The following is an 18,211-nucleotide window of genomic DNA, read 5'->3' on the forward strand; positions in this document are numbered from 1 at the left end:
CACTCACTTCTAAGGGAAAAATGTAAGTAAGAGGAAGTGAATCATGAGTAAATTTAAGGTAGATATATGTAATGTCAATACGGCTGATCTACAAGTATTGAGCGTAAGCGAAATGAAAGATGCTTTTATTCGCTATCAGCAGGGTGATGAAAGCTATAAAGAAGTGCTTCTTTTAGGAAACTTGAAGCTTGTTTTAAGTATGGTGCAGCGTTTTTCAAATCGTTGTGAAAATATGGATGACCTTTTTCAGGTAGGCTGTATTGGACTTGTGAAAAGTATTGAGAATTTTGATCTCAACCATGAGGTACGTTTTTCAACTTATGCAGTTCCGATGATCTTAGGAGAAATAAAACGTTATTTAAGAGATAATCAGATGATACGGGTATCAAGAAACTGTAAAGATCTGGCTCATCAGTGTTTCCGGCTTAAAGAGGATTATTATCATGAATACAGCAAGGAACCAAGTATTGAATATTTATGTGAAATGACCCAAGCAAAGAGCAAAGATGTGATTGAAGCATTGGATTCCTTTCAAAGCGTTCTCTCTTTATTTGAACCTATTTATAACAGCGATGGAGATGAAATGTGTCTGGTAGATACGATTGGTGACTCTAAAGATGAAATTGCTCTTTTAAGTAATGTTCTTACATTGCGCATGAGCTTAAAACAGCTGAATGAAAAAGAGCTTGATATTTTAAATAAACGATATTATCTGGATTATACACAAAGTGAGATTGCTAAGGAGCTGGGAATTTCTCAGGCACAGGTTTCACGTCTGGAGAAGGGTGCTTTAAAATGTTTGAAAAAGAACTTTGAGTAACATAAAAATCATCTATGCATAGACTGAAGCAGGGTGAAGGTATGAAACTAAGTGAGTTAATGAGCAAGCAAGTCATTTGCGTTGTTGATGGAAAAAATATTGGTTTTGTCAGTGATGCGATCTTAACACATGATTTAAAGATCGTCTGTATCATTGTATGTATGAAAAGAAAAGGCTTTGCACGTTTTTGTCCTTTCTTGTTTGAACCGGAATGTGAGAAGATTGCGGTAGACTGTATCGTGAATATTGGATGCGATGTTATCTTAGTCAAACGATAGTGATTGAAGGCAATGCCTTCTTTTTTTGATCGGATGCCAAATCAAAATGATGTAGAAAATATTGATGATTTTTGAATAAGATTTAAATATATCATTTTATGACTTTAGATGTATCGAACTGGTTTATCAGGCTTATGATATGTTATCATGATTTGATTGTTAGGCTGATAATGAACTTTTTAGAAATGGAAAGGTGGAAACACCTTTTCTTTGTGCTTAATTTGTTTATTTTCAACTACCAATCAAATGGTTTTGTGTTATAATAATGAAGTGTGGAGGTAATTATGAGTATTAAGGATAAATTGAAGGATTTTATTAGTCCGGATGATGAAGAATTATACCTGGATGAAGAAGAAGTAGAAACAATTAGCAGTAAATACGAACAGCCTCGCTCTAAAGCGATGGCGAATGCACATATCGATGCGAAGATGGTTTTATTTGAACCTCGCTCTTATGAAGAAGCACAGGAAATTGCCGTTCGTTTAAAGGAAAATAAAGCTTGTGTTGTTAATTTGCATCGTTTGCCTCATGATTATGCACAGCGTACGATTGACTTTTTGACGGGAGTAATTTTTGCGCTGGATGGAACTATTCAGAAAATTGGACCAAATATTATTTTATGTGCGCCTAAAACAATCGGTGTCGGCGGCTCGATCAATATAGATGGGGACGACGAATAAGAACTGGCTTGTTCACTTTAAAGGAAACGAAGCGCTGGCGCTTCGTTTTGACGATCAGATCGAAAGCCATTTAAGAACGGGACGTCGCATCTTAACTCCTTTTTTAGATGAAACTCAACAGGAAATTTTAAGAAAGGTGGCTGGAAATCGTGTGACACTTTCTTTTTCTGGCGGATATGAGAATGCTGAACGAAAAAGAGCCCTGATCGGTGAAACAGATGATTTTGAAATTGTACAGCTTCGTGCAAAGTTATCATCTTATGAGCGTATTACACATTCAGACTGTATGGGGGCACTCTACAACTGTGGCTGTAAGAATGATCATTTTGGTGATATTCTGGTGAATGAAAAAGAAGTTGTAGTATTTGTATGCCAGAGCATTGCGGAATATGTCAAAGATAACTGCACGCAAATAAAAAGAAGCCGGGTCAGTTTTCATGAAGATGAACGTATCGTTGAAAAGAAAGTAAATATCGAAAAGTTTCATAAGATCGTGACTACGCTTCGCTTAGATTCGCTCGTGTCTGCCTGTACGAATCTTTCACGTGCAAAAGCACAGAATTTAGTGCGTGCTAAATATGTAAAAGTAAATCACATTTGTCTTGAAGATTGCGCTTACTTGTGCAATAATGGTAGTATTCTATCCATTCGGGGATACGGAAGATTTTTGTTTGAAGGCGTTGTTAAGGAAACAAAAAATCAGAAGTATGTCGTTAGTCTGGGAAAATATAAGTAAGGGGTGAAGTTATGAGTGATGTGAAATTTGATACGATGCGCAATGGCTATAATCGCTATCAGGTGGATGACAAGGTCGCTCAATTAACAAATGAAGTAGAAACCTTACAAAAAAAGCTTGATTTATATATCAGTCGTTTGGATGAGGTTGAAAAGCAGAGTGCCAGTTACAAGGAAAAGTATTTGACGCTTGCTGGAGAGATTCGTATTAAGGAAAAAGCGGCTGAGGATATTGCCCGTATTGCATTGAAGGAAGCCAATGTCATCGTACAGACAGCGAATGAGAATGCGGATGTGATTGTGAAGGAAGCTTTAGCAAGTGCTAGGGCCATCCTGATAGAGGTCAACAAGCTGGGTGAAGAAACAGGTGAAATCAAACAGCGGATGATCAAAGAGCTGGATAAGCTGGATCAGGCGTTGAGTGAATTTGAAGTTCCTCATAAGATTGATCTAAACTTACTGGAAGAATAAATACGATGAATAAGACATGTCTTATAGATGGGATCGATAGAGAGCTGCTGGCTGGTGGAAAGCAGTGTGAAAGCTATAAGGAATCACTTAGGAGTAGGTTGAGCGATAAGTAGTTTAACACGTAACCTTGCGTTAAAAGGATGAGTGCACGAGCAATCGTGAACTAAGGTGGTACCACGTTAAGCGTCCTTAGATGAGGCGCTTTTTTTATTAGGAGGGATAACAATGGACTATAAAAGTACACTTAGAATGCCACAGACGGATTTTGAAATGAGAGGAAATCTTCCTAAGAAAGAACCTTTATTTCAGGAAAGATGGGAAAAAGAGGATCTATATCATGAAATGCTTGCCAAACATGATGGATATCCGACTTTTGTTTTGCATGATGGGCCTCCATATGCCAATGGAGATATCCATATTGGGCATGGATTGAATAAGATCTTGAAAGATGTGATCGTTCGTTCTAAATATATGGCGGGTTATCAGACACCCTTTATTCCAGGATGGGATACGCATGGTCTGCCAATTGAAACAGCGATCACAAAGCTTGGTTATGATCGTAAGAAAATGCCGATCAATGAGTTTAGAAAGCTGTGTTATGACTATGCTTTAAAACAGGTGAATAACCAGATGGCAACAATGAAAAAATTAGGTACAGTGGCTGATTATGATCATCCATATATCACTTTACAGAAAGAATTTGAAGGCCATCAGATTGAAATTTTTGCCAAGATGGCCATGGATGGTTTGATTTATAAAGGGTTAAAACCGGTTTATTGGTCACCATCAAGTGAAAGTGCTTTGGCAGAAGCTGAAATTGAATATAAAGATGTAAAATCACCTACGATCTTTGTGAAGTTCCAGGTAAAAGACGGCAAAGGTCTTTTAGATGAAAATGATTATTTTGTAATCTGGACAACGACTCCTTGGACAATTCCGGCAAACCTTGCGATCTGTTTGAATGAACGCTTAGAATATGCTTTGGTAAAGAGTGAAAAAGGTAATCTTTTAGTTTTAAAAGAATTGGTAGATTCACTTTGGGAGAAATTTGGTTTAAAAGAAAAAGAAATCTTAAAAACATTTAAAGGAAAAGAATTAGAAGGTATTACTACTCGTCATCCTTTATATGATCGTGAAAGTATCATTATCTTAGGTGATCACGTTACGGCAGATGCTGGTACAGGTTGTGTACATACAGCTCCAGGTCATGGTGTTGAAGACTTTATGGTCGGAATGAAATATGGCTTAGAGGCTTATTGTCCGGTTGATGAACATGGCTGCATGACGGAAGAGTGCGGTGACTGGCTGAAGGGTCAGTATGTGGATGATGCGAATAAGACAGTGACCTTAAAGCTGGATGAGTTAGGAGCTTTATTGAAACTTGAGTTTATTACGCACTCTTATCCTCATGACTGGCGTACGAAAAAACCAATCATCTTCAGAGCAACGACACAGTGGTTTGCCTCGGTTGATAAGATTCGTGAGAAACTGTTAGATGAAATTCAGAAAATTGACTGGAAACCTGCATGGGGTGAACAGCGTATGTATAACATGATCAAGGATCGTTCTGACTGGTGTATTTCCAGACAGCGTGCCTGGGGTGTTCCAATTCCGATTTTCTATGCTGAAGATGGTACACCGATCATGGATGAAAAGGTGTTTAAGCATGTTGCCTCTTTAGTAAAAGAATATGGCAGCAATGTCTGGTTTGAAAGAGAAGCGAAAGATCTTTTACCTGAAGGTTATACACATCCAGGTTCTCCAAATAATATCTTTAGAAAAGAAACGGATACGATGGATGTCTGGTTTGATTCAGGAAGCTCACATACAGGATGTATGGTAGAAAGAGGATATACACTACCAGTAGATCTGTATTTTGAGGGAAGTGATCAGTATCGTGGATGGTTTAATTCTTCATTGATCGTTTCAACGGCCTTCTATGGTCATGCACCATATAAGCAGGTATTATCTCATGGCTTTGTCATGGATGGCAAAGGTGTGAAGATGAGCAAATCACAGTTCAATGCGGTATCACCTGCAAATATCATGAAGCAGTATGGAGCTGATGTTCTTCGTTTATGGGCTAGCAGTGTTGATTATCAGGCTGACTGTGTCATGAGTGATGAACTTTTGAAACAGTGTTCTGAAACTTATCGTAAAGTACGTAATACCTTCCGCTTCATGTTAGCAAATATCAACCCAAATGATTTCACAAAGGATGATCTTTTGGATCCAAATGAATGTACGATGGTTGATAAAGATATTTTATTAAAACTGAATGAGGTTTCTGATAAAGTTAAGAAAGCCTATACAGATTATGATTTTATGAGCGTAACTTCAACACTTGCGACATTCATGAGTAATGAATTAAGTAGTTATTATCTTGATTTCACAAAAGATATCCTCTATATTGAGGCTCATGACGATGTTCGTCGCCGCCAGGTACAAAGCGTCATCTATTATTGTGTAGATACGCTGATGCGTTTATGGGCACCAATCTTAGTTCATACATGTGAAGAAATCAATGATCATTTTGACAAGGGTGAATCTGTTCATTTAAAAGAATTTAATGAAAATTATGAAATTGATGATGCACAGGCAATTGTTGAAAAGATGGCACGTTTGATGGAATTACGCAGTGATGTCTTTAAAGCACTGGAAGAAGCACGTGCAGAAAAGAAGATTGGTAAATCATTGGAGGCAACGGTTTATATGCATGTAAGTGCAGATGATCAGAAGATCATCAATGAAGTACTTGGCTGTAAGCTGGCACAGTGGCTCATTGTCAGTGAGGCCATCTTAACGGATACAACCATGAAAAAATATGATCATTGTGAAGTCAGCGTTGAAAAGTGTCAAGGAAAGGTATGCCCAAGATGCTGGAACATGCATGATGAAAGTGATGCCCATGAATGCTGCAACCGCTGTGTTGATGTATTAAAGAAAGAATATCCACAAGTTCCTATTTTATAGGAACTTTCTTATGGGAGTATGTATGAAAATAAAGGTTAAAAATACAGAATTAGAATGTTTTGAAGATGGTAGTTTTGCTCTTCAGAAGGATGATGTTCGCTGGGTAAGCAAAGAGAAAGGGAAAATTGTTTTTGATGAACAGAATCGTGTTTGTTTTGATGAAATGAAAACAACAAGCATGCATTATAAAAGTGGTGTAGGGGAAGGCTTTTGTTTTGTATATGAAGGAAATCATGGTAAGTTTCAAACACTGATCTGGGTGGAATATGTTAGTGAAAATATTTATTTTGAATTAATTCCAATTGATTTTGAAGAAGATTTTGAGGCGATTTACTGGCCAGGGTATTTTGAATTTGATCACTGTTCAAAAGAGTGGATCACTTTATTACCGCATATGCAAGGACTTATGATCCCTAATGATTATGAAAATGAGTGTACACGTTTGAATTTTGATGGACAGTTCTGCAGCAATGGAGCTTATATGCCTTGGATGGCTCAGATCAAAGAAGGGCATGGTTATATTATGATGTCATGTACACCATGGGATATGGGGTATCAGGTAGATCATCCAGCCAATGGTCCATATACCCATGTTTCGATGCGTCATCTCTCTTCTTTAGGAAAGCTTGGTTATCGCAGGGTCATGAGAATGGTTCTTCAGGAATCAGCGAGTATCACTTCGATTTGTAAGATCTATCGTCAATATGCGATAGAAAAAGGATCTTTGGTGACATTGAAAGAGAAGGCCGCTCGCTCATCCTATGTGGATAAACTGATCGGTAGTGCGATTCTGCATAAAGGTATCAAAACACATCTTTCAAAGGAGTGTGAATTCTATGATCATGAACATCCTGAAAAGAATGATCATGTGGTTTCTTTTGAAGATCGAGCAAAGGAAATTGAATACTTTCATGAACAAGGAATTCAAAAACTTTATCTTCATTTAGATGGCTGGGCTGAACCAGGCTATGATAATGCTCATCCGGATTATCTTCCTGCATGTAAAAAAGCTGGTGGCTGGGAAGGTATGAAAAAGCTCTCAGATACGCTAAAAAAATATGATTACATGTTTGGTTTGCATGATCAGTATCGTGATTATTATAAAAGTGCTCCAAGCTTTGATGAAAATTTTGCACTTATGCAGAAGGATGGTCATATCTTTGAACAATGCCGCTGGGCAGGAGGAGCACAGTCTTATCTGTGTGCATCATTAGCTCCTTATTATGTCAAACGTAATTTTGAAGAAATATTAGCGCATGATATTCATTTGGAGGCTAGTTATCTGGATGTCTTTACTTGTAATGAACCGGATGAATGTTATAATGAGCAGCATAAAATGTCACGAAAAGAGTGTCTGGAATATCGTGAAGCCTGTTTTCAGTATCTTTGGTCAAAAAATATTTTACCAAGCAGTGAAGAGGTAAATGACTGGGCTGTTCGTTCACAGGTATTTGCTCATTATGGTCCTTATGACTTCATGTTGAGAATGCCGGATGCACCACGTTTAGGTATACCGGTCCCGCTATGGAATCTTGTTTATCATGACTGTGTTATCTTGCCATGGCCGATGGATCATACAGATAATGAAGATTATATGTTGTATGCTCTTTTAAATGGTGGAGCGGCTTATGTCGATAAAGATGGGGCTTATCCAAATATTGATGGAGCTTTTGAATATCGTAAAAAAGCGCTGGATGAAGAAATAAAGCGTTATCGTATCGTTGCTGATCTGCAGCAAAAAGTAGCAAAGTATGAAATGACGGAATTTGGCTTTATGGATGGTGATTATAAAAAACAGTATAGTCTTTTTGAAGATGGTACAAGAGTAGAAATCAATTTAAATGATAATACATATGATATTAAGTAACATGGGTATGAAGCCCATGTTTTTGTTTGAAAGACATAGAAAAAAAGTTTATCTTGTGACATAATAGTAGCATGAAAAAAATACTTAAAAATTATGTGATTGATATATGTTTGCTTGTCTGTTTCATGTATTTAGAAATTCTATTTCAGATACATATTTTTCATGAGCTCTCTTTTGATATCATATATCCTTTTCTTTTTGGATGTTCTGTTATCATGCTTTTATTGTTCATCGTTCATCTTTTTGGAGGAAAAGCTGGAAAAGTACTTTCAACTGTCTTTCTTGTATTTATGATCATCGTATTTTTGATACAGATGATTTATTATGATAAATTTAAAGTATTTACAAGTATTTTTTCTGTATTTCATGGAACGGAGCAGGTATTAGGATTTGGCAGTGAAATCATAGATTCTATTTTAAAAAATATAGGTCTAATCTTTCTTTGTTTCATTCCTTTGATCATGTATCTTTTAGTACTGGTGAAATTTGATCTGAGAAAAATTCATTTTAAAGAGGGCTGTATTCGAGTGATAACTGCTTCTTTGTTTTATTTGACGGGTATCTTATGTCTGATGATACCGCATAGCGGTATGGAACCAACCTTAGAACTTTATCTGAACAATCGTCCTAGTATCATGGTGATGAAACGTTTTGGGGTCATAACTTCATTTCGATTACAGTTACGTGAAATGGTAATCGAATTTGATAATCGTGCAATCAAGAAAACGGTAAAACCATTCAATAATACTAAATTTGATGAAACTGAAGTAAATCAGATGGATATTGATTTTTCATCTTTGATCGCAAGTGAAAGTGATCCAATGATCAAAGATATGCATCAGTATTTTGCCAATCAGAAAGCAACATTGAAAAATGAATATACGGGTATGTTTAAGGATTATAATCTCATTATGATCACAGCTGAAGCTTTTAGTGATTATGCCATTGATGAGCAATTGACACCTACTTTATATAAGATGAAAACAGAAGGCTTTGATTTTAAAAATTTCTATAATCCATTATGGGAGGTTTCTACGAGTGACGGTGAATATGTCAATGTGATGGGACTTTATCCTAAACCTGGAGTATGGAGCTTTTCACAGTCTTATGGACATGAGCTGCCATTCGTTCTGGCAAGACAGTATCAGAAATTAGGTGTGGAGACTTTTGCTTATCACAATCATTACTATAATTATTATGATCGTGATCTGACCCATGCTTACTTATGGGAAAATTATAAGGGACTTGGAAACGGCTTGGATGTGAAGGCAACATGGCCTGAAAGTGATTTAGAGATGATTCAGAAGACAAGTGATGAATATATGCAGCTGGATCGTTTTCATACTTATTTTATGAGTGTCAGCGGTCATTTGAATTATACATGGACAGGGAATACGATGTCTTCTAAGAATCATGAAGCAGTGGCTGATTTGAATATGAGCGAGCTTTCTAAAGGATATCTGGCTGCTCAGATCGAATTGGATAAAGCGATGGAACAGCTTTTAAAAGATTTAGAAAGATATGATCATTATCCATATGGATTAGAAAAAGAAAATATTGAAGAACTTTCCGGAAGAAAAATTGAAGATGATTTTGATTTATATAAAAGTACATTGATCATGTACGCTCCTTCAATGAAAGAAAGCATCGAGGTCGATACAATTTGCAGCAGCATTGATATCCTGCCAACAGTTTCTAACCTGTTAGGATTTGAATATGATTCCAGACTTTTAATGGGAGTGGATATTTTTGGTGATCAAATGCCTTTGGTCGTATTGGCGGATGGAAGTTTTATGAATGGTGAGGTAAAGTATGATGCACAAAATAGCAAGGCTGTTTTTTTGGATAAGCGAATAAGTGAGACACGTTTGAAATCATTGTATGAGAAAGCTGCCAAGAAGCTTGAAATGTCTGCTTGGATCTTAGAGAAAGATTATTATCGCAGCTTATATCTGAAATAGATGGATTCAAATCTTTTTCCTATCGAAGAACGGCAAATTATGCTATTATAAATAAAGGTGATAAAATGCAAAGTTTATATGATTTTAATTATGAACAGATACAGCAGTATGCATTAGATCAGGGATGGAAGAAATTTAGAGGCCATCAGATCTTTCAATGGCTGTATCGGAAAAGAGTACAGAGTATTGATGAGATGAGTGATATAAGCAAGGAATGTCGTGATTTTTTGAAAGAAAATTTTATCGTTAATCCTTGTAAGATCGTAGATAAACAAGTATCGAGTGATGGTACGACTAAATATTTATTTGAGTTAACAGATGGAGCTTTAGTAGAAAGTGTTTTAATGATCTATGATTATGGAAAAAGTGTCTGTGTTTCTTCACAGGTGGGCTGTAATATGGGGTGTGATTTTTGTGCAAGCGGTCTTTTGAAAAAAAGAAGAGATTTGACGAGCGGGGAAATGGTTGCCCAGGTATTAAGCGTTCAGAAAGATTTAGATGAAACGGATGATCGTGTTTCCCATGTTGTTGTTATGGGAACGGGAGAACCGTTTGATAATTATGAACATGTGATGAATTTTGCGAAAACGATCAATCATGATCTTGGATTGGGAATCGGTGGAAGACATATCACGATTTCAACTTGTGGGATCGTACCGAAGATATTGGCTTTTGCGCAAGCAAAAACACAATATAATTTAGCCATTTCGCTGCATGCACCTAATGATACCTTACGTAATAAACTGATGCCGATCAATAAAGCTTATCCTTTGGAAGAGCTGATGAAGGCACTAAAGGTGTATACGGATTTGAATAATCGTCGTTTAACGTTTGAATATATTCTTTTAAAAGGAATTAATGATCAGCAGATACATGCGGATCAGTTAGCAGATTTGATCCGTGGAATCAATGCTTATGTAAATCTGATACCTTATAATGAGGTTGATGAACATGGGTATCGTAGCGTAGATCGAAAAAGTGCGATGGTGTTTTATGATCGTTTGATGAAAAAGGGTATTCGGGCAACGATTCGTAAAGAACACGGCGGTGATATTGACGCTGCCTGTGGACAGCTTCGTGCTAAGGAAGAAAAGAAGAGAATGGGGTGATTTTATGAAGGTGGCAGGATTGAGTGATAAAGGTCTTGTACGTCCGAATAATGAAGATTGTATAGGTTTTAAAATAAAAGAGGATGGCATGCTGTTAGCGATCGTCTGTGATGGGATTGGTGGCAGCAATGCAGGAGATGTTGCGAGCAAATGTGCTGTTGAAACATTTTTAAATGACTTTGATCAGGCTCCTTCATTACAGACACCAAAAGAAGCGAGCAATTGGATCAAAAATGAGATTGATCACTGTAATGATGTGATTTATCAGATGGCAAGCTGTAATAAAAACTTACATGGCATGGGCACTACATTAGCCGGTGTTTTAATGAATGATAAGATGACGCTGATCATGAATGTAGGCGATTCACGTGTTTATGGGCTTTTTGACCGTATGGTATGTTTAACCCAGGATCATAATCTGTTTCAGGAATTGCTTCATGCCGGTCAGCTGACAAGTGAAGAAATTAAACGTCAGCCTTCAAAACATGTATTAACCAATGCATTAGGCGTTTATGATAGAGCGAAGGTGGATATTGGATTGGCAAATAACGATTATGACTGTTTGCTTTTATGCAGTGACGGACTTCATGGCTATGTTGATGAGCAGATCATTAAAAATGTTCTGACACAGCAAAAAAGTGCTGAAGAAAAAGCTTCTTTGCTGATTCAGGCAGCTATCATTGCTGGAGGCTATGACAATACAAGCGTCATTGTTATCGAAAAGGAGGTAGGAAGCAATGACTGAAAACTTGCTTGCCGGCCGTTATAAAATTGTTAAATCGCTAGGAGAAGGCGGAATGGCGGATGTGTATCTTGCCATTGATACGATCATTAACCGGGAAGTTGCGATTAAGATCCTTCGTGGAGAACTAGGAAATGACCCTGTAACATTATTAAGGTTTCAGCGTGAAGCAAATGCCGCAAGTAAATTGAACCATCCTAATGTCGTTCAAGTTTATGATGTAGGTACTTCTGAGGATCGTCATTTTATCGTCATGGAATATATCCGTGGTAAAACACTGAAACAGCTGATTCAGCTAAGAGGTGCTTTGCATAAGGAAGAGGCAGTCAGCATCATGAAACAGCTGCTTAGCGCTGTAGCGGAAGCTCATCGTCACAATATCATTCATCGTGATATCAAGCCTCAGAATGTGCTGGTAAAAGATGATGGAACGGTTAAGATAACAGATTTTGGGATTGCTCTGGCCCATAATGCAGTGCAGTTAACGCAAAGTGACTCTGTTTTAGGAAGTGCTCATTATTTAGCGCCTGAAACGACTCGTGGGGAAGCAGCAACCAACCAGTGTGATATTTATTCGCTAGGAATCGTTTTCTATGAACTGCTTTGTGGCAGCGTGCCTTTTACTGGTGATAATCCTGTACAGATTGCGATGAAACATTTAAGTGAAGAAATTCCAAGCATTCGAGAATTCAATCCTTCATTACCGCAGTCAATTGAAAATATTATTATAAAAGCGACCGCTAAAAATAAAGCATATCGTTATCAAAGCGTCGAAGAAATGCTGCATGATGTAGAAACCTGTCTGGATGAAGATCATCTTCATGATGAAAAAATTGTCTTCCAGCCACCAAAGGATAAAGCAACCACTACTGTGGTCATGAATCGTTTTGATGACAATATTATCAAAGATGAGGAAGAAAAACCAAAGAAAAAAAATAAAGGTTTGATTGCCGGTTTCATTATACTTGTAACAGTTGCGGCTAGCGTGACCATGATGTATTTTGGTGGTGTCTTTGATTACTTGACAAGACCCAAAACAGCGATCATACCAGATGTATCTAATCAAACGATAGAAGAAGCTACTCAGACATTGACAGAATTAGGATTTATCGTCAATGAAGATATTACCTATGAAAACTCATCAGAATTTGCAGATAGTTTAGTGATTCGTACAAGTCCTTCTATCGATAGTGAGCAGGAAATTGGCGCAGAAGTCAGTTTGATTGTATCAAAAGGACCAAGTTTTATCGTTGAAAACTATGTAGGTAAAAACATTACTGAAGTTCAGTCCTATCTTGAAGAAATGAATATTGAAGTTGTGGTGAATAAAGTTAGTTCAGATCAGCCAACCAATACGATATTGACGCAGGATATCTTAGAGCCAGGAGCTGAAATTGATCCAGATGACCGGAAGTATCGTATTCGATTCAGCGTTGCTGGTGAAAAAGAATTTGTCATGATGAATCTGGTTGGAAAACCAATTGAAGAGGCTCAAAAGACATTGACTGATTTAGGTGCAGTTGTCGAGCTGGAAGTTCTTTCGACAGAAGGCATGAGTGAGGAAGAATTACTTGAAATTGAAAAAGGAGTGGTGATTACGCAAAGCCAGGAACAGGGAACCTATTATATACAAAGTGAAGGGAAAGTAATTACACTGTCATATTATGAATAAAGGAACGATTATAAAAAATATATCGAATCAGTATGAAGTGCTTTTTGACAATGGCGAAATTCATGTTTGTGTTGCCATGGGAAAAGTACGTCTTGATAAAAAACCGCTGGTAGGAGATCATGTCATGGTGGAAACATTTGAATCACAGTACGGTATTCAAAAGATTCTTGATAGAAAGAATTATCTGACACGTCCTGCGATTGCCAATGTGGATCAGGCACTGATCGTTATGTCCAGCATTGAACCGGATTTTTCAACGACACTTGTGGATCGATTGATCTTTTTGATTTCATTAGCGGACATTGAGCCTGTGTTATGTGTTACTAAAATGGATCTTGTCAAGGAAAATGATGAAATCTACTCTTATATTGAAGATTATAGAAAAAGCGGTTATCGTGTTTATACGACAGGCAAAGATTTTGATGAGTCAGAGATCATCGCATGCTTTGAAAATAAAATTACGGTGTTAACAGGACAAAGTGGTGCTGGTAAAAGTTCTTTATTGAATCGTATCAATCCTGAATTTCAGCTGCATACGCAAAAAACCAGCAAAGCTTTAGGACGTGGTAAACATACGACTCGTCATTGCGAATTATTTGCGATAGGAAATGGCTGGGTAGCAGACACACCGGGCTTTTCTTCTCTTGATTTTTCACGAGTTGATCTTTTAGAATTAAAAGATAAAATCTTAGATTTTAAAATTGATGAAGAATGTCGTTTTAGAAACTGTGTTCATTTGGATGAACCTGATTGTGCTATAAAAAAAGCTGTTCAGGATGGAAGAATTTCTTCTATTCGTTATCAGAATTATAAAGATGTAGCTATGCTGATCAAACAAGGAAAAAGGAGTTACTGATGAGAAAAATAGAAATTGCCCCTAGTGTACTTTCACTGGATTATTCAATTTTTGAAAAACAATGTGCAGATCTAAATCAAAGTTTAGCCAATTACCTTCATTTTGATGTCATGGATGGACATTTTGTACCAAACCTTACCTTTGGTCCGGATATCTTAAAAGGTTTTAGAAAAGCTTGTCCGGATATGATCTTAGATGTGCATTTGATGATAGATCATCCAGACATGTTTGTTGAATCTTTTGTGAAAGCAGGTGCTGATTTAATCACCTTTCATTATGAAGCCTGTACAAGTCATGATGAAATTAAAAAAATATTAGAAAAAATTCACTCTTATGGCATAAAAGCAGGGCTTGTCATCAAACCAAAAACGGATGCACAGGTTTTATTTGATTTTCTTGATCAATGTGATCTGATACTTATCATGTCAGTAGAACCAGGATTTGGCGGTCAAAAATTTATGGAAAGCTCTTTAGATAAAGTAAAAATCTTACGTGAAAGAATTGATGCATATGACTTGCCTTGTCTGATTGAAATTGACGGGGGTATCAATGATGAAACAGCTATTTTGGCTAAAAAAGCAGGAGTTGATGTCTTGGTAGCAGGAAGCTATGTATTTAAAGGGGATATTCAAAAACAAGTGAATGAACTGTTAAAGTAAAACATATATAACGTCTATCTTGGGCGTTTTTCTATGGTTACAAAATATGAAAGCTAACATGTAAAAAAGAAGCATTTATCAATGGAAAATGCTTCTTTTCTATGAGATGCGATACTATTTTTTATAGGTATCCAATAATTCAATTACCTTTTTTTCATCTGGGTCGATATATATCGTTTTATAACTATTCATTAAAGCTTGTCCAATGGCTTTTCCTTTGGCTTTTTTCAGATTCTTGATCTTGGTATAAGCGACTGGCACACTGCTGGAATCTTTACCTTGTGAGTAATAACTTGCCAGCATGGCACAGGTACGGATGATTTCTTCGGATAGTTCATCACATTGTACGATGACATGAGCACCATGATAATCAAGCGTATGGAACCACCAGTCCTCTTTTCTTGCAAAGTGGAAAGTCAGATAATCATTTTGAAGATTGTTTTTTCCAATATAAATATTATTTCCTTTAAAATTTAACGTAATAAAGTGAGGAAGAGCATTCTTTTTAGGTTTACGGATATTCTTTTGAATACGAAGGTAACCGTTTTTTTCTAATTCACTGCGAATTTCTTTAGCGTCATCAAAGGAAGCATATTCAAGCTGGGATTGAAGCAGGGTGAAATATTCAATTTCTTTTTCACAAAGATCGATCTGTTTGGCTACTTCTATTTGAGCTGTCTTGCTTTTTTTATATTTTTGATAGTATTTTTTAGCGTTATATTTAATATCATATTTCACATCTAATGGAATATGGATCATTTGACCTGTTTCAAAATCTTCTAAATCAACAGCTTCCATTTTCTGCGGATACTGATAACTGTAAGCATAAAGTAAATCACCATAAATACGATAATGATCGCAATCGTTTGCTAATGCGAGGGTTTCTTTTAGTTTTTTTAGTTTCGAAGTATTTTTATGCAATTCTTTTTTTACGACCTTATATAGATCACCACTTTGTTCACGGATTCTTTCTTTTTCCTGAGCATGGTAATAGACAACATCAAATCCACGCATTAAAGGATAAACACTGAAAGAAGAATGAAGATGTTTCAGTTCAATACAGTGAAACTGATTTTCTTTTTCATACACATAGAGCGATTCACTGTTTTCTAACTCATTCATGATATCTCTAAATGATTCATGATTGTGAAGGCGATAGATAAATTCTCTAGAAAGCAGTGGTGAAAAGCCATGAAACTGTTTCGAAAGTGATTCATCACAGTTAAAATCTTCTTCTAAAAAAGGATCTTTTTTTTCAAATTGGGTAGGAAGCGTAAATTCCATACCTGGGAAAATAGGACGAATATTATTCTCAAAAGGGGGAATCCGCTTAAGAGCATCTATGATCCTGTTATTTTCTACTAAGACTAGATTGGCATATTTACCCATCAGTTCAACATAGAGATGGTAAGTATGCGGATCACTAAGATCATCATAAGCGATGATTTCAAAATCTAAGATACGATCTAATCCAAGCTGTCTGATCGATATGATCATGCCTCCATCAATATATTTTCTTAGAACCATGCCGAAATTACCGGCAACAGCCGGACTTTGATAGTTTTCATTTGTCAGATTAATACGATTGTACTGTGAATGAGTAGAAATCATCAGTTTACAGTTTTTCGCTTTGCTTCTGATATAAAACAACATTTCATGTTCACTGACCTGGGAACATTTATTGATTTTCATGGGTGTCATCTGTGATAAGTTTTCCTGCAGCTTATGCAGCAATAATCCATCGAGTGCCATAATACCTCCATTTCCATGATATTATACCACAAATAGGAAAAACTTAATTGACTTTCTCTGTGTTTGTTACTATAATTGAACCATATTAGTGGGGGTATTATGAAAAAAGGATTACTTATTATTGTCAGTGGACCAAGTGGTGTTGGAAAAGGTACAGTAAGAGAATACTATATGAAAGATCCTTCATTGAATCTGACCTATTCCATTTCTATGACAACACGTGCACCTCGTGAAGGCGAAAGGGACGGGGTTGATTATATTTTTATTTCGCGTGATGAATTCGAACAGAAGATCAAAGAAGGAGAATTTCTGGAATGGGCTGAATTTGTCGGCAATTACTATGGGACAAGCATCAAACAGGTAGAAAAGCTGCGTGAGGAAGGTAAAAATGTCGTCCTTGAAATAGAAGTACAGGGAGCAACGATCGTAAAAGAAAAATGTCCGGATGCAATTAGTATTTTCATAATTCCGCCATCTATGGAAGAACTCGAAAAACGAATTCGTGGACGTCGAAGTGAACCTGAGGAAATTATCCAGCAAAGACTCGCAAAAGCTTCACAGGAGCTCAAACTTGTAGGAAATTATAAGTATGTTGTCTGCAATGATGATCCGGAATTAGCTGCGGAAGTTATTGGACTTATAATAAAAAGAAATCAGAATTAGCAGGCGAATCCTGCTTTTTATATAGAGGAGTTTATCATGAGAGAGTGTTCAAGAGAAATCTTAAATAAATATCAAATACGAAAAACAAGGAAACAGAAAGATGTTTTTATTGATTATTTAAATCAGGAAATCAAAAAGCTTGGTTTTGAGATGGTTGTTGAAGAAGGAGGTTTCTTTAAAAGCCGTAATCTTGTTGTAGGAGATGTAGAGAAAGCAGAAGTGATTTTGGGAGCCCATTATGATACTTGTGCACAGTTACCTTTTCCTAATTTTTTAACACCTAAAAATATACCGATATATATATTATTTAATCTTATCATTGTGGCTATCATATTTATCTTAGAGTCTGTTTTAGGATTCATCCTGTATTCATTAACTCAAAATAACGTGGTCGTTTCTTTAGGAAGTCTTATTTTTTGTTTTGGTTTAATTTATATGCTGCTTGCAGGTAAAGCTAACAAACATACCGTCAATGATAATACTTCTGGTATTATCACACTTTTAGAAGTAATGGGTGAATTAGATGAAGAAATGAGAGAAAAAGCTGCTTTTGTCTTTTTTGATCATGAAGAAATAGGTCTTTTTGGTTCGATGAAATTTGTGAAAAATCATAAAAAAGCTCTTGAAGAAAAATTGTTGATCAATTTTGATTGTGTATCTGATGGTGATCATTTCATGTTTATTCTAAATAAGAAGGCTCAAAAATATACTTCTATGTTTGAAGAAGCTTTTCAATGTACTACCAAAGAAATCATCGTTACAAGATCCTCAAATACGCTTTATCCTTCTGATCAGCTTAATTTTAAATGTTCAGCTGGTGTAGCTGCTTTTCATAAAAATAAATTCATTGGTTATTATATTTCCCGTATTCATACGAAAAAAGATGTAATGATGGATGAAAAAAATATCGATATTTTAAAAGAGGGAACAGTAAAACTGATTGCGAGGTTTTAAGTAGATTCAATTTTGTGGT

At 36.3% G+C, this 18,211-nt stretch carries 16 protein-coding genes and 1 other annotated feature; of the genes, 15 read left to right on the forward strand and 1 reads right to left on the reverse strand.

The window, feature by feature from the left end; translation table 11 throughout:
- Positions 1-43: 43 nt before the first annotated feature.
- The 13 genes from BQ5367_RS10785 (at position 44) to rpe (ending at position 14,823) form a co-directional block, all read left to right on the forward strand.
- Positions 44-820, forward strand: a complete 777-nt coding sequence (locus BQ5367_RS10785; protein WP_071442498.1) for a SigB/SigF/SigG family RNA polymerase sigma factor — start codon at positions 44-46, stop codon at positions 818-820.
- 41 nt (positions 821-861) lie between these two features.
- The gene (locus BQ5367_RS10790; protein WP_071442499.1) at positions 862-1,098 is read left to right on the forward strand and encodes a YlmC/YmxH family sporulation protein; all 237 of its coding nucleotides are present in this window, start codon (positions 862-864) and stop codon (positions 1,096-1,098) included.
- Positions 1,099-1,382: 284 nt separating this feature from the next.
- Positions 1,383-1,778 (forward strand): cell division protein SepF, encoded by a 396-nt coding sequence (locus BQ5367_RS10795; RefSeq protein ID WP_071442500.1) that lies wholly within the window; start codon positions 1,383-1,385, stop codon positions 1,776-1,778.
- Positions 1,762-2,514: a YlmH/Sll1252 family protein gene (locus BQ5367_RS10800; protein ID WP_071442501.1), complete on the forward strand. Its 753-nt coding sequence runs from the start codon at positions 1,762-1,764 to the stop codon at positions 2,512-2,514. The genes BQ5367_RS10795 and BQ5367_RS10800 overlap by 17 nt, the downstream gene beginning before the upstream one ends.
- An 11-nt stretch (positions 2,515-2,525) precedes the next feature.
- Complete coding sequence (locus tag BQ5367_RS10805) at positions 2,526-2,984, forward strand: DivIVA domain-containing protein (RefSeq protein ID WP_071442502.1); 459 nt, start codon at positions 2,526-2,528, stop codon at positions 2,982-2,984.
- Positions 2,981-3,178: a binding site (T-box leader), on the forward strand. It overlaps the preceding gene by 4 nt.
- A gap of 31 nt (positions 3,179-3,209) precedes the next feature.
- Positions 3,210-5,957, forward strand: a complete 2,748-nt coding sequence (ileS, locus tag BQ5367_RS10810; protein ID WP_071442503.1) for an isoleucine--tRNA ligase — start codon at positions 3,210-3,212, stop codon at positions 5,955-5,957.
- A 22-nt stretch (positions 5,958-5,979) separates the two neighbouring features.
- Positions 5,980-7,824, forward strand: a complete 1,845-nt coding sequence (locus BQ5367_RS10815; protein ID WP_071442504.1) for a DUF5696 domain-containing protein — start codon at positions 5,980-5,982, stop codon at positions 7,822-7,824.
- Positions 7,825-7,895: 71 nt separating this feature from the next.
- Positions 7,896-9,785 carry an LTA synthase family protein gene (locus BQ5367_RS10820; RefSeq protein WP_071442505.1) on the forward strand — a complete coding sequence of 630 codons (1,890 nt, stop codon included), beginning with the start codon at positions 7,896-7,898 and terminating at the stop codon, positions 9,783-9,785.
- A 65-nt stretch (positions 9,786-9,850) separates the two neighbouring features.
- Positions 9,851-10,894 (forward strand): dual-specificity RNA methyltransferase RlmN, encoded by a 1,044-nt coding sequence (gene rlmN, locus BQ5367_RS10825; protein WP_071442506.1) that lies wholly within the window; start codon positions 9,851-9,853, stop codon positions 10,892-10,894.
- 19 nt (positions 10,895-10,913) lie between these two features.
- The gene (locus BQ5367_RS10830; RefSeq protein ID WP_161940489.1) at positions 10,914-11,639 is read left to right on the forward strand and encodes a Stp1/IreP family PP2C-type Ser/Thr phosphatase; all 726 of its coding nucleotides are present in this window, start codon (positions 10,914-10,916) and stop codon (positions 11,637-11,639) included.
- Positions 11,632-13,308 (forward strand): Stk1 family PASTA domain-containing Ser/Thr kinase, encoded by a 1,677-nt coding sequence (gene pknB / locus BQ5367_RS10835; protein WP_071442508.1) that lies wholly within the window; start codon positions 11,632-11,634, stop codon positions 13,306-13,308. Before BQ5367_RS10830 ends, pknB begins: the two co-directional genes overlap by 8 nt.
- On the forward strand, positions 13,301-14,164 hold the full coding sequence (gene rsgA, locus BQ5367_RS10840; RefSeq protein WP_071442509.1) for a ribosome small subunit-dependent GTPase A: 864 nt from the start codon (positions 13,301-13,303) through the stop codon (positions 14,162-14,164). Before pknB ends, rsgA begins: the two co-directional genes overlap by 8 nt.
- Complete coding sequence (rpe, locus tag BQ5367_RS10845; RefSeq protein ID WP_071442510.1) at positions 14,164-14,823, forward strand: ribulose-phosphate 3-epimerase; 660 nt, start codon at positions 14,164-14,166, stop codon at positions 14,821-14,823. Before rsgA ends, rpe begins: the two co-directional genes overlap by 1 nt.
- A gap of 114 nt (positions 14,824-14,937) precedes the next feature.
- On the opposite strand, the gene BQ5367_RS10850 is transcribed toward rpe, so the two are convergent.
- Complete coding sequence (locus BQ5367_RS10850) at positions 14,938-16,575, reverse strand: Rqc2 family fibronectin-binding protein (protein WP_071442511.1); 1,638 nt, start codon at positions 16,573-16,575, stop codon at positions 14,938-14,940.
- Between the two features lie 99 nt (positions 16,576-16,674).
- Here BQ5367_RS10850 and gmk point away from each other — a divergent pair, with 99 nt between their 5' ends.
- Both gmk and BQ5367_RS10860 read left to right on the forward strand, forming a co-directional pair.
- Positions 16,675-17,238 carry a guanylate kinase gene (gene gmk / locus BQ5367_RS10855; protein ID WP_071442512.1) on the forward strand — a complete coding sequence of 188 codons (564 nt, stop codon included), beginning with the start codon at positions 16,675-16,677 and terminating at the stop codon, positions 17,236-17,238.
- 36 nt (positions 17,239-17,274) lie between these two features.
- Complete coding sequence (locus BQ5367_RS10860) at positions 17,275-18,192, forward strand: M28 family peptidase (RefSeq protein ID WP_071442513.1); 918 nt, start codon at positions 17,275-17,277, stop codon at positions 18,190-18,192.
- Positions 18,193-18,211 lie beyond the last annotated feature (19 nt).

It is taken from the genome of Traorella massiliensis, assembly GCF_900104665.1.
Classification (GTDB): domain Bacteria; phylum Bacillota_I; class Bacilli_A; order Erysipelotrichales; family Erysipelotrichaceae; genus Traorella; species Traorella massiliensis.